The following is a 22,454-nucleotide window of genomic DNA, read 5'->3' as shown; positions in this document are numbered from 1 at the left end:
TATGGCAAAACCTACACCAAACAATAAAGAGTATACAGTCAAATCTGATGCTTTTTTAGTTTCAAAAACAGATTTAAAAGGACACATAACATATTGTAATCCACCTTTTATGGAAATAGCAGGATACAAAGAAAAAGAGCTTTTAGGAAAACCTCATAATATTGTTAGACATCCAGATATGCCTCGCATAATTTTTAAGTTTTTATGGGATTATATAAAATCACAAAAAGAAATTTTTGCTTATGTTAAAAATATGAGTGCTGATGGAGGATACTACTGGGTATATGCAAATGTCACAGCTTCGCTTGATAGTAGAGGAAATTCGATAGGATATTATTCGGTAAGAAGAAAACCAAATCCAAAAGCACTTGAAGTTATAATACCACTTTATGAAAAGCTACTCTCACTAGAAAAAAGTGGAGGCATGGAAGCTTCTGAAAAATATATGAACGAATTATTAAAAGAAAAAGGAGTAAGTTATGATCAATTTTCAAACGATCTTCAAAGATTATAAACCTCAAATACTACTAGGATTTACTCTTTTTTGTGTTAGTATATATCAGTTCATATCAGGAGATATGACAAGTGGTTCAACTCTATTAGCAGGAGCAGTTGCTGGATCTTTCTTTGGTAGTAAAAAAACAATACCTTGTGATGCTGATTTGTTCGAACAAATTATAGCAGTAACAAAAGAAGCAGCAAATGGTAATCTTGAGCCAAGAGTTGTCAACCTAGATGACAATAAGCCTTTATCAAAAGTAGCAAAAAATGTAAATGATCTTTTGGATCAAGTTGAAGCAATCCAAAGAGAAACTAAAACTTCTATTTTGAGTGCTAGCGAAGGAAAAACTTATAGAAATATTTTCAATGAAGGATTTAGAGGAATTTTTGCAGCAAATGCAAAATATATCTCTGAAGGTGTTCAAGGTATCATAGACAGCCAAAAAGGAAGAGCTAAAGGAGAATTAGCTAAAAGATTTGACGAACTTGGAAATGGTATAGAAGGCATTACAGATATTCAACATGATTTAACAGATGGAATTGAAGCAATGGGTGATATAACTAAAGCTGCTTCTAAAACTGCAACAAAATCAAATGAAAGCTTAGAAAATGTTACAAAAGTTTCTAATGATTTAAAAGAGTTAGTAGAGCTTATCAACAATACAAACGAAGCAATTAATTCACTAGGAGAGAGAACTGCAGAGATATCTTCAATAGTTGCACTTATTAAAGATATTGCAGACCAAACAAACCTACTAGCCCTAAACGCTGCTATAGAAGCTGCAAGAGCGGGGGAACACGGAAGAGGATTTGCAGTTGTTGCAGATGAAGTTAAAAAACTGGCTGAGAGAACCGGAAAAGCAACTCAAGAAATTGCAATTACAATCCAAACACTCCAACAGGAAACAACAGGAATTCAATCAAATTCTGAGAGAATTAATTCTATTGCAAATTCCTCTGAAGAGAGTGTAAATAGTTTTGAATCTACTCTTGTAGAATTTAATGATGATGCTAATAAAACAGCAAAAATAGCTACTAGAGTTGAGACAAAATCATTTTTAACTCTAGCTAAGATTGACCATCTAGTTTATAAAACAAAAGCATATTCAAGCGTACTAAATGAAAGAGTAACTGATCAATTCTCTTCACCAGATGAATGTAGACTTGGAGTTTGGTACAATACTGGTGATGGAAAAGAAAAATTTAGCTGCCATAAATCTTACCCTCTTCTAGATGAACCGCACAGAATAGTTCACAACGCTGTTCACAAAGCTATGGACATAGTTGAAGAAGGAGGAGGATTTAGAGTTCATGAGGTAGAACCAATTGTTGATTGTTTCAAAGAGATGGAAAAAGCTAGTGATAAACTATTTAAACTTTTAAATGATTTGAGTGAATCAGATGAGAGTTGTGCGTAATAGTCTCATAGGTTTAAAAAACTCTTGAACTTTGCTTTCATAAATAAACCCTACATTGTAAGGATGTAGGGTTTCAAAACTTTTAAATTCCAAAGAAATCGGTATCTGCTTTTTTATATCTTTTGCCATATTCCCAAACAAAATAAGCTCAATCTTGTTTCTATCTAATCTACTAAGAACTCTTTGGATAAAAACTCTAAATTTCTTTACATGTAGTTTTGTATCTTTTTTATCTGTAAATATTAAAGCAGTGTTTAGTAATAATACACCATTTTTTTCAAAATTAACCCTTAATTCATCAATAGAATTTATATAATTTGTTTTATCAAGTTTTGCTATCGCTTCTTGGCGAAGATTGTCTTCTTTTAAAACTCCCTCACACAACAAAAGCATTTTTATAAAATTTCTAAGACTTGTTGCTCTATTTACCTCTTTTGATAATCCAGTTTTACTAAAAATCTCTTTTACATTTCCGTCGATAAAAGCATACCCAATAGCACTTTTTTCTCTTGGATATGGATCTTGTCCAAAAAGAATGTATTTTGTATTTTCTAGTTTTAAAGTATGAAATGCATTTAAAAAGTTTTCATAAGTTGGAAAATACCCTCTATTGTTTTCTAAAAATTCTCTGTATTCACTATCAAGTCCATCGTAGGCATACTCAATTATATCTTGCCAAGATTCATCAACTCGTATCATTTTAAATTTGCCAATTTTAAAACCAAATCAACCTCGCCTATGCCAATCCTCAGATCTTTTGCTATTGCAGCTTCACTCTTACCTGAGGCGTATTGGGATATAATTAATTTTTCATTTGATATTGAGTTTTTTGAAGTTGGAATGTAGCCTATCTCATTTGATTTTTCTTCTATGCGATTAATCCTTTGAATTTGTTCCTCTTGAAAACTTTGCATTACATTCTCAATCTCACGCATAGATTCAATAAGAGGATAAACACTTTGCTGTACTTTTTCTTTAATTCTATCTTCTAAAATCTCATCCATCTCGGAGATAAATTTATCTCTTTGTTTGCCAAGTTCAATTATCTCTTTTCTTAGTCTATGATTTTGCTGGCTTAAATTTTCTATACTTTGCTCATATCTTGAAAGTTTTTTAGAAGTTTCACTATCTTTTAAACTCATAAAAATCAGTACTATAACAACTAAAAATACAACTCCAACTAAACCCATAAGCTCTATACTCATTTTTTTGCCCTCATCTCTCTTATCATAACTCTCTCTCTGGCTACTACATATGCATTCCAATCTTTTTCATCTCTTTCGTGAAAAAGCTCAATTTTTGCTTCTTTGTTACTAATTGCTGTAAAAAAAACAGGCACTTCTCTTTTAGGAAAAAATGGCATATCTAACCTTCCATAATAACTTTTTCCTATTTCTAAATCATCATCTTTTAACATAAAATGCTCATATCCAATAGCTTCAATCTGTGCTTTACATGTAAGGCTTAGCAACTTCTTTTCTTCACCTTTTATATAGGCATTTAAACTATCAATTTTTCTATGAAGTTCCAATACTAAAGTAAGTAAAACTTGATCACTTTCATTTGTTTCACCTCTTGCTTTTGCAAGTCTTAGCCATTCTCCTACGCTATCATCATCACTTCCTGAGAGTGAGTCAAACTCCCTTTTATAATCTTCATTTATATTTTCATCATAAATCAAACTAAGAGGAGCATTTACATAGCGAACATTTTCCATCAAGATATCCTATCGATTAAAATCATAAAAAAGAACATTATGCCTAAATATCCATTTAATGTAAAAAATGCTCTATCAATCTTGCTAAAATCCTTTAAAACAATTTTATGTTCAAAAAACAGTATGACTGCACTTATCAAAACTCCGAGATAAGCAAAAAATCCTAGATTGGAAGCCATACAAAACAAAAACCAAAATATAACTGTTAGTGCATGAAAAAGTTTAGATATAAAAAAAGTTGCTTCTTTACCATACACTGAAGGAATTGAGTAAAGACCTTTTGATTTATCATACTCCATATCTTGCAAAGAATAGAGCAAATCAAAACCAGCTACCCAAAACATAACTCCTAAAGAAAGTAGCAATGACCAAAGAGTTATACCTTCTTTTATCGCAACTACTCCAGCAACAGGAGCAAGTCCTAAAGAAAGACCTAGAACCAAATGAGCATATGACGAAAATCTTTTAAATATAGAGTATCCTCCTAGGATTACTAAAATTGGAAAACTTAGCCAAAAAGCAAGAGAGTTTATCATATAAGCAACTATAACAAAAACCAAAGCATTTATTGCTATAAATAATATAAGATTATCTTTTCCAACTCTTCCATCTACACTAGGTCTTGAAGCTGTTCTTGGATTTAATTTATCTATATCTCTATCAGCATATCTATTAAACGCCATTGCAAAATTTCTAGCACTAATTGCAGCTAGCAATCCTAATAACAAAAGTTTCGAGCCAAACCAAACTGAACCATTTTCTTCTACTGAAGCTACAATCATGGCAATGAAAATAAAAGGCAATGAAAACACAGAATGCTTAAACATAATAAGTTCATTTATATCTTTTAAAACTTTAAAAAAATTTTGCAAAATTATTCCTATAAGTAAATTTTGTTTTATTTTACTAAAAATAGCTTTAAAGATGTTATAATTGCAAAAACAAACAGGGGTCAGGGCTAAACTTTAAACTTTTTTAAATAAAAGTTTAAAGTTTAGCCCTGACCCCTTAAAACCAAAGGATAATTTTGAGAGAGATTGCTATTTTAGGACCAACTGCATCGGGTAAGACTGCTCTTAGCATAAATTTAGCAAATCAATTAAATGCAAATATCCTCTCACTTGATTCTCTTAGTATCTATAAAGAAATCGATATAGTATCAGCAAAACCAACCAAAGAAGAAAGAGGAAATATTCCTCATTTTGGGATAGATGAAATAAGAGTGGACGAGCCTTTTAATGTAACTTTGTTTTTTGAACTCTACAAAAAAGCAAAAAAAGAGAGCCTAAATCAAAACAAAAACCTCATCATTGTAGGAGGAACTAGTTTTTATCTAAAATCTATGCTAGATGGTATTAGTCCAAAACCTAGTATTTCAAAAAAAACAAAAATGCAAGTAAAAGAAAATTTAAAAAATGGATATGAAATCATAAAAGAATTTGATAAAGTTTATGCAGAAAAAATAGATAAAAATGATTCATATAGAATAGAAAAATGGCTTGAAATTTTTTATGAAACACAACAAATTCCCACTGTTTATTTTCAAAAAAATCAAAAACAACCTATTATAAAAGAAATAGAGCTTTTTGAAATTGATATCCCAAAAGAAATTTTAAGAGATAAGATATACAAAAGAACTGAGCTTATGGTACAAAATGGTCTAATTGATGAAATTGTTTTTTTAGAGAAAAAATACACAAGACAACCAAACCCAATGAAAGCCATAGGTATAAAAGAAACTTTAGATTTTTTAGATGGAAAGCTTAGTAAAAAAGAACTTATAGAGCAAATTTCAATCCATACAGCTCAACTAGCAAAAAGACAAAAGACTTTCAACCAAACACAATTTAAAGAACATTTCAAAGGAACTTTAAAGGAGATTTTAAGTCAGTTTAAAGCCTTCTAAAAAGTTTTGTATAGCCAAAGAAGCATCTTCTAAATCTTCATCAAAATTTACCCAATACTCAATATAGCCCATGGTATAGGCATTAAAAAGATAAGCAAGTTTCATATAGTTTTTTTCTTTTAATGGCTCTTTTTTATCAAACAGTTCAAAAAGATTTGCAAGATACTCAAAGATTGGTTTTGCAGGATTATTTTGTTTGGTGTTCATTTTAAAGAAAAAGAGCGGATCAGCAATCACAGGGTCTTCAATAGCTTTTCTTTTGGCTTTAAACATTTCAAATTTTAATTTAGTATAAATTTCTAGTGACTCTTTTGCATCTGATATATTTGTATTTTTTTGAACTAACAAATCATAAAAAAGATTAATTTGATATGCTATATATTCATAATAAAGCTCCTCTTTTGAACTAAAAAGCTTATAAAGTGCTCCAACTGACATACTTAATTTATTTGCAATATCTTGCATCTTTACACTTGAAAATCCCTCTTCTTCAAAGATTTTAGAAATTTCTTGAAGAACTAAATTTTTTTTAGTTTCAAGAACTTTATGCTTCATAATTTCTTTCATCCAAAACTCCACATCAAATAAACGATTTAACATATTACATCAGAATTTCTTAATAATGAATAAGATATCATTCTAGTGAATTTAATTCATAAGGAAAGCAGATGTCTAAGCGTATAGGAACTTTTATAATTTTAGGTTTAATAATACTTTTTTCTTATATGGGATACTCTTATCTTAGTTACCGCGCCATTAATGCTGTTAGTGATGCTGCTTTTATAAAGAGTGATAATATTTCGATTTTAAGCTTTAAAGTTTCTGGTAAAGTCATCGATGTGAAAAAACTTGAAAATCAAGAAGTTAAAAAAGGTGAACTCTTAGCTAAAATTGATGAAAAAGATTTAAAAATTGCACAAGAAAAAATCCTATTTTCAATAAACAGTTTAAAAAAATCTATCGAGGCATTAGAGCTTAAAAAAGACCGTTTAGAAAAAAGCTTAGAATTGCAAAATGAAATAGCAAAAATTGATATTAATGCAATTCAAACTAAAAAAGAATCTTTAATCTCAAAAATCAAAGCTTCAAAAGTACAATTAAAACAATTGACATTAGATCTTAAAAGATACAAAAATATGCTAAGCCAAAACCTAATAGCATCCATAAAATATGAAAATATAAAAACAAATCACGAAGTACTTAGTAATCAAATAAAAGCTATGGAAAAAAATATAGATGAATTAGACAACAACATAAAAAAAGCAAAAAAAGCATATGAATTAACAAAGATAAATAAAAAAGAGATAAAAGAACTAGAAGCAAGCATACAGGCTCAAAAAGAAAATCTAAATTTACAACTAAAATCTCTTGAAGATATAAACAATAAAATAGAATATACCAAGCTTTATGCACCTTTTGATGGAATTATTGCTAAAAAATTTACTTCAGCTCCTAGAATAGTAAAAGAAGGATCACCTATATATGCACTAGCTGATCCAAATTCACTTTATTGTGAAGTATTGCTTTCAGAAAAGAAAATGCATGGAATAAAAAAGGGAAATGAAGTTAGCATAAAAGTAGATGCCATAGAAGATAAAACTTATAAAGGAACAGTAGAATCAATTTCACCTACATCAGCATCAACTTTTAGTTTAGTTCCAAGAGATATTGCAAGTGGAGAGTTTACAAAACTAGATCAAAGATTTGCTATTAGAATCAAACTTGATAGCACAAAAGGTCTTCTTGCTGGTATGGGTGCAACTGTTGCTATTAAAAGGGACTAAGAATGTCTAATCCTTGGGATATTACATCAAAAGAAAGAGCAATATTTAGCATCATTGTAATGACTGGTGCTTTTATGGCAATTTTAGATACAACTGTTGTTGATGTAATTGTTCCAAAATTAACTGGTCCACTATCAACTGACATGTATGGTGTACAGTGGATAATCACAAGCTATATGGTAGCTGCTGCCATTGCTCTTTTGATCACAGAATATTTAATCAAAAGATTTGGTTCTAAAGCTATCTTTATTTTAGGGATATCCTTATTTACTGCAGCTTCACTTTTTTGTGGTTTATCATCAGCTCTTGAAGAAATTATAATCTTTCGTGTCATTCAAGGATTTGGTGAAGCCCTTATCATGGTTACTAGCCATGTTATGATTTTTAGCTATTTCCCTCCTGATAAAAAAGGACTTGCTATGGGAATATATGGTCTTGGTGTTAGTTTTGCACCAGCTTTAGGTCCTACGATCGGGGGATATCTAACTGAGTATTATAACTGGAGAATGGTATTTTTTATAAATGTTCCAGTTGGTCTTTTGCTGATTATTTCAAGCATCATATATCTTCCAAAAGATAGTCTTTTTGAAAAATTAAAATTTAATTTTGTAAGCTTTTTTCTACTATCCCTTGCAACAGTTTCACTTTTAATTATGCTTAGCCGTGGCCAGCAAATGGGATGGTTTAATAACTCATTTATTGGTGCATTACTATTTGTTTGTATAATCTCTTTTTTGGTTTATATACTAAGCGAATTATACTCAAAATATATGCTGATTGATTTTTCTTTATTTAAAAATTTTACATTCACAAATGGCATAATGATATACTTTTTTATCCTTGGTTTTTCAATGTATCAATACTTTTATCTCTTACCAATATATTATGAGCATATAAAAATGCTACCAACTTTAGATGCAGGAATTGCAGTTTTTGCTTTTGCTGTTTTTATTGGTATCTTTTCACCGCTTGCAGGAATGCTAGCAGATAAAATAGGCGCAAAACAAACTGTACTAATTGCTTCAATCGTTTATGTACTAACTTCCATAATTTTCTTGCCTACTTTAAATTATTATACACCTCTTAATCAGGCTATGCTTTTGACTATTCCATTTGGTATTGGAATGGGATTGTTTTTTGCTCCTGTTACTGTTTTACTTCTTCAAAATGCACCATCAAATAAAAGTGAACTTGCAATTGTACTCATGGATTACTTTAGATTTGTTGGTGGAAGTTTTGGTACAGCACTTGCAACTAATAATATGGAGTATTTTAAAAATTTAAATTTTTTACGAATGGAAGAATTACAAAATATTTCTTATATACAAAACTATCTATTTAGCATGAAAAATTATCTTGGTACTAGTTTGGACCAAATCAAAGCTATATTTATGAATTATGAAACTTTTATGAGTTATAACTATGGCTTTTATAATACATTTATGCATGCTGGATATTGGGGTGTTTTTGGATCAATCTTTGTCATGCTATTATTTGTAAAAACAAAAAAATCTAAGGAATTATCATGAAAAAACTTTTCTTTTTAATATTACCAATCTTAATTTACGCTCAAACATATCAAGAAATTCTAAATGACTTAGATAACTCTTTACAGTTAAAAAGTGCGAAAGAACTTGAAAAATCTGCAAAGCTAATCTTTGAATCAAAAAAGGGAGAAAATCTTCCAGATATTGAATTGAGTTTAAATGCTGCTTGGCTAAAGGATGAGCCAACTGTAAACTTTTTGAATTCAACATTTCCGTTTGGCACAAAACAAAATTTTACAGGCTCACTAAAGCTGACATATCCAATATTTACAGGATATGCAATAAGCAGTGAAATAAAAAAATCAAACCTTATGTACAAGCAAACTTCCCTAAAAGTTCTTGATTTGAAAAGGAATTTGTATCTAAGAGCAACAGAACTTTTTGGAGCAATTTATTCGCTAGAAAAAACCTTAAATGCTAAAATAGAAGCAAAAAAAGCAATTATTAGTGCTTACAATAAAGCAAAAGGATTTTATGATAATGGCATGATTCCACTGGCTGATTTGTACAATATAGAGGCTAAAAAGTATGAAATTGAAGCTGACATTACTGATACAAAAAATCAAAAAAATGCTTATTTAAACCAACTTAGCTACCTTTTAAATAAACAAATATCATATATTGAGTTTAAAGATGAAAAATCTAGCGCTTTAAATAAAGATGATATAGTTTCAACTGCTTTAAAAAATAGAGAAGACATTAGAGCATTAAAATATGCCTTAGAAGTAAACAAAGAAGATGAAAATCTAGCAAAAAGTCGTTTTTATCCAAAGCTAGCATTAGTAGGAGAATTAAAAAAACAAGGTGATACTTTATCTTTAAATGGCAATGGCTTTAGTAATGCAGACCAAAGTTATATTACAACTAATATATCTTGGAATATTTTTAATGGCTATACTGACAAAAAGCAGTATGAAGCATCTAGATATAAAACACTTTCAGCAACAACAACACTAGAAGATTATAAAAATCGTGTAAAAACTGAAATAGAAAATAGTTTTTTAACTCTTGAAGCACTAAAATTAAAATTAAAAAGTGCAAATATGGAGTTTAAAGCTCAAAAAGAATATAACAAATTAATTCAAGGAAGATTCGATAACCAACTCTCAAGTGCAGATGAATTAAGTCGCTCAATTGCAAATCTTTCTAGCGCTAAAACCAAAGTATCTGTTCTAAAAAGTCAAATTTTTATACAAGAAGAAAAAATCAAACTAATGGCAGGATTAAATTACTTTATACTAAAGTAGTTTTAAATTCTGCTCACAAATATCTTTCCAAGAGCTTTGAATTTTTATATCTATACACTCTTGAAAGAATTTCTTCGCATCTTCATTGTTTTTGATTTTCAATGCTAATTCTCCGGCGATATAAAAAGCCCTTACTAAATCCTTTTGATCTAATTCTTTTTTTACTAATTGACTTGCAATCTTATATGCTTCATCAAGTTTTAACAATCTCTCTAAAGATCCTATGAGAGCAAATTCTACCATTGGAGTATAAACATAACTTTTGTACTTATTTTGTAGAGCTAAAACTTTTTTTGCATATGTCTCAAGTAACAAATCATTTCTATCATCACTTGCTCTTTTTACAATTTCCATAAACATATCAGCATTTTTCAAACTATCTTTAAAATTTTTATCTACTTCATTTGCTATTTTTATAGCATTATCAAATTTGTTTAATTTCATAAATGATAAAAACATATACATGTAAGTATCTCTTTTAGGCTTCATTTTAAGAGTAGTTGCTAGTTTTTGAACATCACGTCCAATTTCAACTACTTTTTCGTAATTTGATAGCTTAAATTGACTCAAAGCATAGTTTTCTAACCATACCAATCTTTTTTTCAAATCCTGCTCTTTTAAAAAGCTTAGACTTAAATCTTGTGCTTTTTTATATCTTGATGTTCTTATAAAACAATCAAATAACTTGTTATTATCTAAATCTTTATAGCCTATCTTATATCTTTCTATATAACCAACAGCATCGATGCATTCATCATTTTTTAAATTATCTCTTACTAAAAAATACACTGCATCTTGTACAAGCTTTGGTGTTTTTGTACTGTTTTTATCATCAAGAGCATATTTTAAAGATTTTTCCATCTTTAAAACATCTTTGTATCTTTTTTGAGATAAGAGTAATTTTGCTTTTTCTACAACTGCTCTATCTCCAATTTTATTTTTATATTTTTGGATTAATGTATCATAGTATTTTGCTAATTTTGTCTCATTTGTTTCATTTAGCTCAAAAAATAGTTCATCAAGTGCACTCTGTACAACATCAATAAAATCACCATTTTTATACTCTTTTAGGTATTTTTGTAATTGATTATAGGCTGTATCAATGTCGTTTGCTTTTGCATGCCAAATTCCACTATCTTTTAGTAATGCTTCTGCATTTTCATCATGTTTTTTTAATCCTTTTAGCAATACATCTGCAACTTTTGCCGCTACATCATACAAGCTATTTTGAGCTAATTTTTTTGCTAATTCGTATGAAGCAGTTCTATCTTTGAGTAAATATTCTTCATTAGCATCTAAAACTTTTATGAGATACTCTCTAGCACTTTGTTTTTTCTTTCTGTCTAATTCCTTTTCACTAAGCCTAATAGCTGCACTTGCTGCCACATCTAAATCTCTTGCTGAGTATAAAACCTCTTTATAAAGTTTTATCGCTTTATCTTGTTGTCTTGAATTGTACAAAGAATCAGCAAAAATCAATATAGCTTTTTTAGTAAAAGAACTATCTTTATGTTCACTAACTAAAATATCTAAAAAATAGTTTGCATCAGCCTTAAATCCCATATTAAGATAGGCTTTTGAAATTAGCATTAGAACTTCTGGAATATTATTATCAGAAGGAAATGCTTTAATCCAAGCTTTTCCTTCTTGTGTTATTGTATTGTAATCATACTTATTTGCAACTCTAGGATTATTTTCTTCTAAACCTTTATCAATAGCTCTTAAGCGATATAAAAGTAATTCACTTTTAAATATACTATTGGGATATTTTTCTGTAATTTCTAAACTATCGTCTATAACATTGTCATATTTATTATTTTCATAAGCTTTTTTTAAATCAATATACAAGCGTATATCTTTGCTTTGAACATAAGAAATTGGAGCACCATTTAAATCAAGAGCACCAACATATGGTTTTTCATTTTTTGGAAACATTATAGGAAAATTTATACCATCATTTACCTTTTTTTGTACAAATGGGCTTTTTTCATAAAGCAATACCATCCAATGTTTATATTTTGGTTTTTCATTTTTTATACCAATCTCTTTTTCTTCATATAACTTCTCTTTGACTGCAATAAGTTTCGATTCTACTTTAGGAGAAATGCGTATAAAAAATTCTTTTTCTTTTTCTAAAAAATCTATATCAACTAACTTCATTACTTTAGGTTTTAATGGAGTTTTTACAATCTTATCAAATTTACAAAGATAAACTGACTTTCCTAATTCTTTTGGAATTTCTTCACAAAAAATTGGTTCATTGTCTTCTACATGTAAAAGAGAATAAGATGTTCCCTCTTCCAAAGCACTATTTAAAGATACATTTAAAGAGTATAATTGCGATGTAATGATGAGTATATATATAAATATTTTTTTCATGGGAGTATTATATCAAAATTTGATATTACAAAAGAAAAGCTATAAGAGATTAAATCTCTCATAGCTTAAATCAATTAAAAACCACTCATACTAACATATTTAGTTATGATATCTAAAAGTGGCTCTACTAGTATAGAAGACAATGCAGTTGCTGCAACTGCAAATCCTATAATTACTTTTAGAGTTGGTGATGCGTTTGAAGAGTATATACTTCCATCATCACTAACTGGATCTTTTAAAAACATATAAACAATCAATTTCATATAGTAATAAACTGCTATCGCACTATTTAATGCCATAATAACAGCTAAAATAACATATCCGCTATTTACTGCTGTACTCATAAGATATAGTTTTCCCCAAAAAACTGAAAAAGGTGGCATACCAGCTAGTGCAAACATAAAAATTCCCATAACTACAGCATTTACTGGATTTACTTTTATCATACCAGAAAACTTTGTAAATGGGTGCTGATATCTCTCATCCCATAAATTTTTTCTAGTTCTTGTAGCCCAAAGCATTGTAAATGCTCCGAGGTTTGTAAACATAAATAACATCCAATATAAAAATAGAGCTGAATTTGACTCTGTAGTTCCTATAAGAATAGCAGCTAATACAAAACCTGCATGAGCGATTGAAGAAAAAGCCAACATTCTTTTAACATCTTCTTGAACTAAAGCAACTACATTACCAAATGTCATTGTTACAATAACAGCGATATATAAAATATTTTCTAACCAAATAATGCCTGAATCTATTAGCATTTCAAATAATCTCATAGCTACTATAAAACCAGCAATTTTTGGAACAACTGACATGTAACCAGCAAGTGCTGCACTACTTCCTTCATAAACATCAGGAGTCCAAGTGTGAAATGGAACAATTGATAGTTTAAAACCAAGTGCTGCTAGCATAAAAACTGTTGCTGCCAATACACCAACAAGTGGTTCAAATCCTCTTGCTTGAAGTGCTGTTGCAATTTGGTGAATCTCTACGCTTCCTGTTAATGCATAAAAAATTAAAGAGCTCATTACAAAAAATCCAGCTGCTAGTGCTCCCATAGTAAAGTACTTAATAGCAGCTTCATGAGCCTTTGCACGGTTATGCATAGCAATCATTGTGTAAAGTGCAAGAGAAGCAGTTTCTAATCCTATAAAAATAAGAATTAGATTATCACTTGCTACCATAAACATAAAGCCTGTTACCATAAATAAAAACAATGCGTAAAACTCTGCCATTGCAAATTCTTGAAAACGTTTTCCACCAAGTGCCAACGGAACAAAAAGCGCAGAAGTTAATAAAATAATAATTTGAGTTAAAATTGAAATTCCATCAACTAAGACAACATCAAAAAATCCTCTATCTGGGCCACTAAATCCTAAAACTGCACCTATTGATAAAAGTATAAAAATTACAGTTATAATTGTATAAAAACTTCTTGATAAATTTTTAGTCATCAAATCAATTACTATGATACTAAGAGCTCCAAAAACTGTAATTGCCATAGGAAGTAATGATGTTATATTTAAGCTTCCTAAACTGATTGAAATAGGTTCTAACATTACTCACCTCCTTTGATGCTATTTACTCTTATAATAAATTCTTTAGCCTCAGGGCTTAAAACTTTTTTCTGCATCAATACAATCATTTTTTTAACGCTAGCATCAATTGGATTGAGTAAAGGTTTTGGATACACACCTAGTAAGACAACCAAAACTACCAATGGTATAAGAGCTGCTAATTCTCTTCCTCTTACATCTTTTAATGTTTTATTCTCCTCTTTTGTTATAACTCCAAAAAATGAACGCTTAAAAAGAGTAAGCATATAAACTGCTCCTAAGATTATACCAGTTCCTGCAAATGCTGTCATGAGCCAATTTACTCTATAAAATCCCATTAATGATAAAAACTCTCCAACAAATCCTATAGTCAAAGGAAGACCAACTGAAGCCATTAACATAATCCCATAAATTGTTGCAAAAGTTGGCATAGAGTGTGCTAATCCACCAAATTCACTCATCATTTTAGTGTGGCGTCTATCATAAATCACACCAACTAACATAAACAGCGCCCCACTAACAATACCATGGCTTATCATTAAGAAGATTGAACCAGTGATTCCTTCTGCATTTAGTGCAAAAGTTCCAAGTATGATAATACCCATGTGAGAGATTGAACTGTATGCGATGACTTGCTTCATGTCTTCTTGAGCATAAGCAACCATTGCCGCATAAATAACCATGATGATAGCTGTAACTGCAACTGGCATCAAAAAGTATATAGTAGCATCAGGGAAAAGTGGTAGCAAAAATCTAATCATACCATATGTACCCATTTTTAAAAGCACAGCTGCTAATATAACTGAACCAATTGTTGGTGCTTGTCCGTGCGCATAAGGTAACCATGTATGAAATGGAAACATAGGAACTTTAATAGCAAATGCTAGGAAAAATGCTCCAAACAACCACAACTGTAAATTAAATGGAAGAACTAAAAGCTGCCAGTCTGGAATTGAAAAGCTCCAAACTCCTGTTGTTTGATGATATAAATACCCCATATACAAGATACCAACTAACATCAAAACTGAACCAGCAAATGTATATAAGAAAAACTTTATTGCTGCATAAATTCTTCTATCACTTCCCCATGCACCAATTATATATAGCATTGGTACAAGTGAAAATTCCCAAAACAGATAAAACAAGATCACATCTAGACTTAAAAATACTCCTACCATAGTCATTTCAAGATATAAAACAGATATAATCAAATTTTTAGCATCTTTTTTTATACTAAGTCCAATAAGTGCAACCAAAGTCATAAATGTACTTAAAATTACTAAAAACAAAGATATACCATCAACACCTAAGTGATAACTCATACCAAAATGAGATATTAAAGTCATGTTTTCAACAAATTGGAATCCAGCGATATTTGGATCAAATGCCAACCATAAAGCAATAGTAAGGGAAAACTCTAAAGCAGCAACAGTGATACCATAAACTCTTATGCTATCTTTGCTAACAAAAAATCCTAAAATTCCTGCAAGTAGAGGAAAAAATATAATTAATGATAAAATATGTTCCATGTCTAATCCCCTATACCATTGGTCTATAAAAAATTGCTAGAAGAAGAAGTACTACAACTCCTGCTACCATCCATCTTAGCATAACTGAAAGATTACCAGTGTGAACCTTTCTTGCTTTTTTACCTGTGCCATATATAATACCTGCTATTGCATCGACAGTAGCATCTACTACTTTTAAGTCTAAATTTTTCCATAAAAACTTTGATAAATTTGTAAAAGGTATCATAATAGCAACTTCATAAAACTTAGGTATGTAATACTGATTTTTTAACAATTTATATATACCCCAATTTTCAATTTTTTCACTAAATCCCCCTATTTTGTACTTGTAAATAGCAAATAAAATACCACTTATTGCTATTGCAGATGTGGCCAAAATAAGTACAAGTCCAACACTATGGTCTAGAGTAAATTCATAATTTCTTAAAAGTTCTGTAGTAAACTCATGAAATGAATGCTCAAAGAAACCAGCAACAATTGAGAGTAATGCCAAAGGTGTTAGAGCATAAATAACAAAAGGTTTTGCTTCATGAGGGTGAAAACCAAGTTTTTTATGAACTTTTTCTCCAAAAAATACAAGCATTATAAGTCTAAAACTATAAAATGCAGTAAGTCCTGCACCAATAAATAGTGCAAACCATAGAAAGTAAGCACCTTGATCAAACGCTACTTCTAAAATTTTATCTTTACTAAAATATCCGGCAAACGGATAAATACCACAAAGAGCAACCGAAGCTATACTCATAAGTATTGCTGTTGGCTTCATCGCACTATATAAACCACCCATTTTTTTAATATCCAATTCATCATCCATAGCATGCATTACATTTCCAGCACCCAAGAAAAGAAGTGATTTAAAAAATGCATGAGTCATTAAATGAAACAGTGCTATCCAATAAGCTCCTAATCCACCAGCTACAAACATATAACCAAGTTGGGATAAAGTTGAATAAGCAATAATTCTTTTTAAATCTCTATTTACTAGTGCCATTGAAGCTGCAAAAACTGCTACGAAAGCTCCTAGACTTGCAATAAAAAATCCAACATCTGGAATTAGTGTATAAATTTCACTAGCTCTAACTACCAAATAAACACCAGCTGTAACCATAGTAGCCGCATGAATCAAAGCTGAAACAGGAGTAGGACCTTCCATCGCATCTGCTAGCCATGTATGCATTGGAAATTGAGCTGATTTACCCATAGCTCCAATAAATAAGAAAATTCCAATCCAAGTAACTACTGAAGGATTTAGATTTACAATATTTGCAAAAACTATATCATATTGGAGTGAGCCTATGTTCCAATAAATCAAAAATAGACCCATCAACATACCAAGGTCTGCAATTCTATTCATAATAAACGCTTCATTTGCTGCCCAAGATGCACTATGTTTATGATACCAGAAACCAATTAATCCCCATGAACAAAGACCAACACCTTCCCATCCTATAAATAGTCCTATAAAATTGTCGCTCATAACCAAAATCAACATAGAAAAAACGAATGCTGATAGCCAAGAGAAAAATCTATTAAAACTTTTGTCATGTTCCATATAACCAATTGAATAGACATGAACTACTGTAGAAACTAAAGTAACTGTAACCATCATTATTACTGAAACTTGATCAACAATAAATCCAAATGGAATTGATAAATTTCCAGCACTAATCCAATCCATCATCTTTACATGTACAACAACATCTTCACCTACATAATTTAACAATACCATTGAACTTACAAATGATATAAAAATAAAAACAGATGTAAAAATTCCCGTAAAATAATTTTTTGGTGATTGCGCAAAAAGCAAAGCAACAAGAGAACCTACAAGTGGTGCAAAAAGTGCCATATATAAATATTTTTCCATGCACTTACCCCTTCATTATTTCTAAAGAATCTAAGTTTGTATATCCAGTCTTTTTATACCAAAGAACTAACAAACCAAGCCCAACTGCAACTTCACTAGCTGCAACTGCTATTATAAAAAATGCAAACATTTGCCCACTTAAGTCTCCATAATATTTAGAAACTGCAGCAAATCCTACATTGACCGCATTTAACAAAATTTCAGTTGAAAAGAAAAGCATTAACAAGTTTTTCCTTTTCATAACACCAACTAATCCGATTGCAAATAGGATTCCTGATAGTACTAAATAGTGTGTTATAGTTATCATACAATCTCTCCTTCAACTTCGCTATGCTCTTCTTCAGTGAGGTTTACATCCATTCTCTTACTAACAAGTAAAATACCAGATATCATAGCAACTAAAAGCATTACTGCTGCTAATTCAAATGGAATCAGATATTTAGTAAACAGTACAAGCCCTACCATTTGTATATTTCCAACTCCTTGCATATTTGAAGGATAAAGAGCTTCAATATTAGAAGATACAACTGGAGCACTAAAGATTATTACAATTAATATGGCTGAGAGAGTAGATAGTGTATATAAAATCTTTTTGTTACTTACCTCTTCTTTTACATCTCTTGTTGTATCAAAAAACATCATACCAAATGCATAAATTGCCATAACCGCACCTGAATAAACTATGATTTGTACAACTCCTAAAAATTCTGCCCCGAGAAGGAAAAAGAAACCTGATATAAAAATCATCCCTCCTGCTAATGCACTCATCGAATAGAGTGCATTTTTACTTAATACTACAATACTAAACATAGTAATTGTAAGTATTGCAAATGTGTAAAATGCTATTAATTCAAACATAGTGACCTCAATACGCTAATGGTGTTTTTTTAACAAAAGAGTCAGCATTATCGCTTAATGCACCAAAACCTTTAAACTCTTTTTGTTTATTTGCCTTGAACTCATCTAAAGGTGTGAGCATATCCTCTTTTAATCCAAAATGTGCTCTTTGCTCACTCGCATGCTCATAATCTGCACTATGAACAATTGCAAGTTCTGGACAAACTTCAGCACAATACCCGCAAAATATACATCTACCAAAGTTTATTGTATATTCTGTTACTTCTTTTCTAGAGTTTTCATCAATTCTAGTATCCATTCTAATACAATTAGCAATACATATCTTTTCACATAACCCACATCCAATACATCTTTCATGTCCACTTTCCATCAAACGTAAAAGCTTATGAATAGCTCTGTATCTCGGACCCATTGCTAATTTTTCCATAGGGTACTGAACTGTATGAGTATTGCCCTTTTTAATCATCTCTCTAAAAACAATCCAAAGACCAACAAACAATTCCCCTTTGATAGCTCGCTTAACTACCCTTTTAAAACTTTCCCAACCATTTTTTGGTTTTTCTTCACTATTGTAAAAGATATATCCAGGCAATGCATCTCTTCTTGAAAATTCTTCTAAACCCATATCTCTCTCCCTAAATTAATGCTATGCCAGTGATTAGGATGTTTAGTAATGCTAAAGGCATTAAAACTTTCCAACATAACCACATCATTTGATCAGGTCTCACATGAGGCCAAGCTGCTCTTACCCATAAAAATAAAAATATAAAAGCAGATATCTTAAGAAGTATCATAATTCCTCCTGGAATTATCCAAAGAGGATTATATCCGCCAAGAAAAACAATACTTACTAAAAATGACACTGTAATCATATTTGCATACTCACCAACAAAAAACAATCCCCATCTCATACCACTATAATCAGTTGCATATCCTGAAACAATTTCAGCTTCATATTCTATCAAATCAAATGGAGTTCTATTAGTCTCAGCAAATCCAGCAATCACAAAAAGTAAAAATGCAAGTGGTTGAGACCAAATTAGCCATGAGCCAATTCCCCCAATTTGATAATCATTTATATCTATAAGTGAAAGCGAACCTATCATCATAATCGGTGCTAATAAAGATAATCCTGATACTACTTCAAATGAAAGCATTTGTATAACAGTTCTAGCAGCTCCTAATAATGCCCATTTATTAGTACTACTCATACCAGCTAATAGTGGTGCGTACATACCAGCACTTGCAACTCCCATTACAAAAAGAATACCTATATTGATATCTGAAATTATTGGAGTAACTGTATATCCAAAAACAGTAAATTCTGGGAAAAATGGAACTGCTGCCATTGCTGTAAATGCACAAGCTGGTGCAATTACAGGCGCTATTTTAAATATTGGCTGTACAGCATTTTGAGGTACGATATCTTCTTTTGTAAAAAGCTTTATACCATCTGCTGCTAACTGTAAAATACCATGAGGTCCTACATGCATAGGCCCAAGTCTTCTTTGCATAAAAGCTAAAACTTTACGCTCTATAAAAGTTGCAAATGCTGCCATACCAGCAACAACTGCAAGAACTATAATAGCCTTTATAACTGTTTCAATAATAATTGCTACATCCATAATTACACACCTTTTATGCTAACACTAGAGAATCTATATCCACTAGGGAAGAATTGTGCTGCATTAATTTTAGTATCAAATGTTGGAAGATAAGGAATATCACCACTTATTGTGTTGTCTAACTTAACTCTGACTACTAAGTTAGCTCCAGCCTCATTTTCTATTTTGACCATATCACCATCTTTTAAATTTCTCTTTTCTAAAAAATCACTTGATGCATATAAAGCTCCAGCTTCATTTAGCTGATGTGCAACATTGGTAAAAACATTACACTGATGGACAGGATTTGCAAGGTACATTGGAGATAACATTTCTTCTACATCACTTGCTCTTTTTACCTCATTATCACATTCTACCTCTTTTGGTTCAATCAGATATCCTCTATTTTCTGTACCATCATTGGCAAATTCATTTGGTAAATCATCAAAATCAATTGCCTTGAAACCTTTATCTAAAGGAAGCTTTGGTGTATAATCTATCGTATATTCTGCTTCTAGTCCTAAAGCATTTGCAATATCATTTAAGGTATATCCATTATAAGGAAGTGCAGCATTTGTTGGAACCACTCTTTTATTCATAGATGTAAATGTTCCTTCTTGTTGATTAAGAGCTGGCATATCTAAATCGCCTTTCCCTAAAGAACTTAAAGTAATATCTGCTTTTTTGTTATAACCAATACTATATTCACCCTTTTCTTCATCCAAATCACATATCAAAGATACACCCAATGTATTTGTTTTACTAGGAATTATAACAACATCAAAATCTGTATATTTTTGTATAAGACCCAATATCCTTGCTATGTTTTCGCTTTTAGTATTAAAATACAAATCTGGACCTGCAATTAGAGTGAATTTATCTTTCTTCTCAAGTAACTTTTCTAACTTCTCATCAAAATCATCTCCAAGACCAATTATATCTTCAAGTATATTTTTTTCTATTTCTATGACTTCTTTAACTTTATTTTTGACTACTTTAGCAACTGCTTTTTCTTCACCATCTTCATTTACAATTACATCTTTTATCTCTTGAATTTTTTTAGTTACAACTCTTCTTTCAACACTATGAAAAGTCTCTTGACAATATGCAATTTCAGGTGGCAAATCTTTTCCAAAAAGATCAAGTAAAAAGTATAAGATATCCTCTTCATAACCAACTTTATGTTCAAAAGTAAGAAAGTTTTTTGAATATCCTTGTACTACTTTATCGCCAATTGGATGAAAATAAAGTCCCGCTCCTTTATTCATAGTAAGGGCATTATTTACCATATAGCCAGTAACTGGGCTATCACTCTTAAGGGCAGTTCCTAAACAAACTATAAAATTGCTTTCTTGAATTTTTTTCAAATCCCCACTATACAAAGATTGTCCACTTGTTTTACTAAAGTTATATAAGAACTTTTGAAAAGCCAAAGCATCTGGATTATAAAGTTTATAACCAAACTTTTCTTTTAATTTTTGCAATATCAAAGCTTCTTCGTTTGTTATATAACTTTTAAATTCAATAGTATCTACCTTGTTTTTCATAGCATCTACTATTTTTTCAAATGCTTCTTCATCTTTTGATTCAACTCTATTTTCAAAATCATATCCATATCTAATACCAGCATGTATTGGAGAAAAATGATAATCATTTGTTACTCTATAAATTTTTTCATTAGTATCATCAATACTATTGTGCTTAACTTCATAATAAATTAAAGAACAATCACTTGTATGAGGGTTTGCTGCTGGTATTCTTCTAAGCTCCCAAGCATTTGCACTATATTGAAAATCGCTTCCAACCAATGCTCCAACAGGACAAACTGCCGTACATTCACCACACATTGTACAATCTAACTCTTCTTTTCCACTTGCTGTACCTATGATAGATTTTTGTAGTTTGTTCCACATTGCATATGCATCTTTTGGAGTTTTTTCTTTCCACTCTTTATCAAGTGCTGCTCCACCTCTTTTGACAGTTTTTAGAGCACTCTCTCCAATCATATCTTTACAAACAGTCACACATCTTTCACAAACTATACATAAAGATGCATCATAGTGAATGAAGTTCCAATTTTTTGTAGGTCTGTGAGTATCAGGTATGCAATAGTGCTGAGAGTCAACTTCCATCTCTAATGTATAGTTTTGTAATTCACACTCTCCACTTTGATCACATACACCACACTCCAATGGATGATTTACATCATAAATCTCCATGATAGCTCTACGCTCTTTTTCGATCTCTTCACTTTTAGTTATAACATTCATACCATCTTTTGCTTTTGCATTGCAAGAGTATGCTCTTTTTCCATCAACTTCCACCAAACACAATCTACAAGCAAGTGTTGGAGAACAGTTAGAAACATAACATAGAGCAGGTATAAATATATCATTGCGTCTAGCAATATTCAGGATAAACTCACCCTCTTTTGCCTTACACTGAACACCATCTATCGTTACCAAAACATCGCTCATTTTATTGTCTCCTTTTTACCAAGCAAAGCCCAGCAAAAATTACTCGTACTTTTATGAATTG

20 protein-coding genes are annotated in these 22,454 nt (G+C 30.7%); 6 read left to right on the top strand and 14 right to left on the bottom strand.

Annotated features, from left to right (window positions below; all coding sequences use genetic code 11):
• Position 1: 1 nt before the first annotated feature.
• On the top strand, positions 2–514 hold the full coding sequence (locus ACKGJI_RS01110) for a PAS domain-containing protein (RefSeq protein WP_458700721.1): 513 nt from the start codon (positions 2–4) through the stop codon (positions 512–514).
• Entirely contained in the window at positions 480–1,919 is a 1,440-nt protein-coding gene (locus ACKGJI_RS01105; protein ID WP_458700720.1) for a methyl-accepting chemotaxis protein, read from the top strand. The genes ACKGJI_RS01110 and ACKGJI_RS01105 overlap by 35 nt, the downstream gene beginning before the upstream one ends.
• On the opposite strand, the gene ACKGJI_RS01100 is transcribed toward ACKGJI_RS01105, so the two are convergent.
• Genes ACKGJI_RS01100 through mqnP form a run of 4 tightly spaced genes read right to left on the bottom strand, consistent with a single transcriptional unit; the run spans position 1,899 to position 4,508 of the window.
• A complete protein-coding gene (locus ACKGJI_RS01100; RefSeq protein WP_458700719.1) occupies positions 1,899–2,618 on the bottom strand; it encodes a uracil-DNA glycosylase family protein in 720 nt (239 codons plus the stop codon). The two genes, ACKGJI_RS01105 and ACKGJI_RS01100, sit on opposite strands and share 21 nt — an antisense overlap.
• Positions 2,615–3,124 carry a DUF6115 domain-containing protein gene (locus ACKGJI_RS01095; RefSeq protein ID WP_458700718.1) on the bottom strand — a complete coding sequence of 170 codons (510 nt, stop codon included), beginning with the start codon at positions 3,122–3,124 and terminating at the stop codon, positions 2,615–2,617. Before ACKGJI_RS01095 ends, ACKGJI_RS01100 begins: the two co-directional genes overlap by 4 nt.
• Positions 3,121–3,636, bottom strand: coding sequence for a hypothetical protein (locus ACKGJI_RS01090; RefSeq protein ID WP_458700717.1), 516 nt, complete (start codon positions 3,634–3,636; stop codon positions 3,121–3,123). The genes ACKGJI_RS01095 and ACKGJI_RS01090 overlap by 4 nt, the downstream gene beginning before the upstream one ends.
• Complete coding sequence (gene mqnP / locus ACKGJI_RS01085) at positions 3,636–4,508, bottom strand: menaquinone biosynthesis prenyltransferase MqnP (protein WP_458700716.1); 873 nt, start codon at positions 4,506–4,508, stop codon at positions 3,636–3,638. Before mqnP ends, ACKGJI_RS01090 begins: the two co-directional genes overlap by 1 nt.
• A 155-nt stretch (positions 4,509–4,663) precedes the next feature.
• Here mqnP and miaA point away from each other — a divergent pair, with 155 nt between their 5' ends.
• Complete coding sequence (miaA, locus tag ACKGJI_RS01080; RefSeq protein ID WP_458700715.1) at positions 4,664–5,542, top strand: tRNA (adenosine(37)-N6)-dimethylallyltransferase MiaA; 879 nt, start codon at positions 4,664–4,666, stop codon at positions 5,540–5,542.
• On the opposite strand, the gene ACKGJI_RS01075 is transcribed toward miaA, so the two are convergent.
• Positions 5,519–6,109: a TetR/AcrR family transcriptional regulator gene (locus ACKGJI_RS01075; protein ID WP_458700714.1), complete on the bottom strand. Its 591-nt coding sequence runs from the start codon at positions 6,107–6,109 to the stop codon at positions 5,519–5,521. The two genes, miaA and ACKGJI_RS01075, sit on opposite strands and share 24 nt — an antisense overlap.
• A 101-nt stretch (positions 6,110–6,210) precedes the next feature.
• Between ACKGJI_RS01075 and ACKGJI_RS01070 the strand changes: the two genes are divergently transcribed.
• From ACKGJI_RS01070 to ACKGJI_RS01060, 3 genes are read left to right on the top strand one after another with little or no spacing between them, the layout of a single operon-like run.
• Positions 6,211–7,326, top strand: coding sequence for an HlyD family secretion protein (locus ACKGJI_RS01070; RefSeq protein WP_458700713.1), 1,116 nt, complete (start codon positions 6,211–6,213; stop codon positions 7,324–7,326).
• A gap of 2 nt (positions 7,327–7,328) precedes the next feature.
• Positions 7,329–8,855 carry a DHA2 family efflux MFS transporter permease subunit gene (locus ACKGJI_RS01065; protein ID WP_458700712.1) on the top strand — a complete coding sequence of 509 codons (1,527 nt, stop codon included), beginning with the start codon at positions 7,329–7,331 and terminating at the stop codon, positions 8,853–8,855.
• Positions 8,852–10,120 carry a TolC family protein gene (locus ACKGJI_RS01060; protein ID WP_458700711.1) on the top strand — a complete coding sequence of 423 codons (1,269 nt, stop codon included), beginning with the start codon at positions 8,852–8,854 and terminating at the stop codon, positions 10,118–10,120. The genes ACKGJI_RS01065 and ACKGJI_RS01060 overlap by 4 nt, the downstream gene beginning before the upstream one ends.
• Here the strand turns inward: ACKGJI_RS01060 and ACKGJI_RS01055 are convergent.
• The 9 genes from ACKGJI_RS01055 to ACKGJI_RS01015 form a co-directional block, all read right to left on the bottom strand.
• Positions 10,112–12,499: a tetratricopeptide repeat protein gene (locus ACKGJI_RS01055; RefSeq protein WP_458700710.1), complete on the bottom strand. Its 2,388-nt coding sequence runs from the start codon at positions 12,497–12,499 to the stop codon at positions 10,112–10,114. The genes ACKGJI_RS01060 and ACKGJI_RS01055 overlap by 9 nt on opposite strands.
• Before the next feature lie 74 nt (positions 12,500–12,573).
• Positions 12,574–14,061 carry an NADH-quinone oxidoreductase subunit NuoN gene (gene nuoN, locus ACKGJI_RS01050; RefSeq protein ID WP_458700709.1) on the bottom strand — a complete coding sequence of 496 codons (1,488 nt, stop codon included), beginning with the start codon at positions 14,059–14,061 and terminating at the stop codon, positions 12,574–12,576.
• Positions 14,061–15,587, bottom strand: a complete 1,527-nt coding sequence (locus tag ACKGJI_RS01045; RefSeq protein ID WP_458700708.1) for an NADH-quinone oxidoreductase subunit M — start codon at positions 15,585–15,587, stop codon at positions 14,061–14,063. The genes nuoN and ACKGJI_RS01045 overlap by 1 nt, the downstream gene beginning before the upstream one ends.
• Before the next feature lie 10 nt (positions 15,588–15,597).
• On the bottom strand, positions 15,598–17,454 hold the full coding sequence (gene nuoL / locus ACKGJI_RS01040; RefSeq protein WP_458700707.1) for an NADH-quinone oxidoreductase subunit L: 1,857 nt from the start codon (positions 17,452–17,454) through the stop codon (positions 15,598–15,600).
• A gap of 4 nt (positions 17,455–17,458) precedes the next feature.
• On the bottom strand, positions 17,459–17,761 hold the full coding sequence (gene nuoK / locus ACKGJI_RS01035; protein ID WP_458700706.1) for an NADH-quinone oxidoreductase subunit NuoK: 303 nt from the start codon (positions 17,759–17,761) through the stop codon (positions 17,459–17,461).
• Complete coding sequence (locus ACKGJI_RS01030; protein WP_458700705.1) at positions 17,758–18,312, bottom strand: NADH-quinone oxidoreductase subunit J; 555 nt, start codon at positions 18,310–18,312, stop codon at positions 17,758–17,760. Before ACKGJI_RS01030 ends, nuoK begins: the two co-directional genes overlap by 4 nt.
• A gap of 7 nt (positions 18,313–18,319) precedes the next feature.
• A complete protein-coding gene (nuoI, locus tag ACKGJI_RS01025; protein WP_458700704.1) occupies positions 18,320–18,937 on the bottom strand; it encodes an NADH-quinone oxidoreductase subunit NuoI in 618 nt (205 codons plus the stop codon).
• A 10-nt stretch (positions 18,938–18,947) separates the two neighbouring features.
• Positions 18,948–19,937, bottom strand: a complete 990-nt coding sequence (gene nuoH / locus ACKGJI_RS01020) for an NADH-quinone oxidoreductase subunit NuoH (protein WP_458700703.1) — start codon at positions 19,935–19,937, stop codon at positions 18,948–18,950.
• A gap of 2 nt (positions 19,938–19,939) precedes the next feature.
• A complete protein-coding gene (locus tag ACKGJI_RS01015; RefSeq protein WP_458700702.1) occupies positions 19,940–22,393 on the bottom strand; it encodes an NADH-quinone oxidoreductase subunit G in 2,454 nt (817 codons plus the stop codon).
• Positions 22,394–22,454 lie beyond the last annotated feature (61 nt).

The organism is Sulfurospirillum sp. 1307 (genome assembly GCF_054408545.1).
The sequence above is the reverse complement of the archived record's forward strand: the minus strand, read 5'-3'. Positions and strand labels throughout refer to the sequence as shown.